This window comes from Lentilactobacillus parafarraginis DSM 18390 = JCM 14109 (assembly GCF_001435895.1).
In the GTDB taxonomy this organism is placed as follows: Bacteria; Bacillota; Bacilli; order Lactobacillales; family Lactobacillaceae; genus Lentilactobacillus; species Lentilactobacillus parafarraginis.
The window spans coordinates 1-687 of the sequence record NZ_AZFZ01000196.1; the positions used below are offsets into that span (position 1 = coordinate 1).

Below are 687 nucleotides of genomic sequence, written 5' to 3' on the forward strand. Positions count from 1 at the left end.
TAACCAATATTTCATAACTAGCACAACGCGTGAATTAATAAGAAATACATCTCATGAATAATTACCAAAAGAAATGTCCAAACACTGATGACATAAAAAGCTGACATTGTTGGAGGGGTTACTATGAAGAAACCAAAATACTTAGTTCTGCTTTTACTGGTTCCAATGTTAATTTTGGGAGGATGTGGCAAAAAAGAAACTAAATACTATGATTCAGATTTTGTATCTGCATTACAACGGGGGTTACAAAATCGTTGGGCAATTTCATATAATATCAAAGATCCAAACAACATTAGCAAGGATGAAGCTACCAAAATGGTCAATGCTGAACTCGAGCAAGTTAAGGGCTATGATAACAAAAAGTTTAAAAGCAATAAGCTTCATGAGCAAGCTTTAGCCTATCTAAACGCCATCAAGGAACAAAAAAATAGTATCAAAAAGTATGACACTAATTCATTTATTACTTTGTGGAACGAGGCATACAACAAACGGACTAAAGCAATTTTAAATATTAACAAAATCCACAAACTGAAAGTCGATTCCAAATATCAATCCGATTTGACAGAATTAACCAGAAATGGTGATAAAGCAATTAACCAGGATAACAAAAACGAGCAAATTAATTCATCTTGAATTGTCAAATTAAGTGCAACACCACATTAAAGAATATTTCATAAGGCGTTTTCC

1 protein-coding gene is annotated in these 687 nt (G+C 32.6%); it reads left to right on the plus strand.

The window, feature by feature from the left end:
- Positions 1 to 123 precede the first annotated feature (123 nt).
- A complete protein-coding gene (locus tag FD47_RS14705; RefSeq protein ID WP_054736833.1) occupies positions 124 to 633 on the plus strand; it encodes a hypothetical protein in 510 nt (169 codons plus the stop codon).
- Positions 634 to 687: the final 54 nt, after the last annotated feature.

What these genes read in the sequence shown, in the direction of transcription:
- FD47_RS14705 (WP_054736833.1), top strand. Translation starts at nt 124, where the DNA reads ATGAAGAAACCAAAATACTTAGTTCTGCTTTTACTGGTTCCAATGTTA.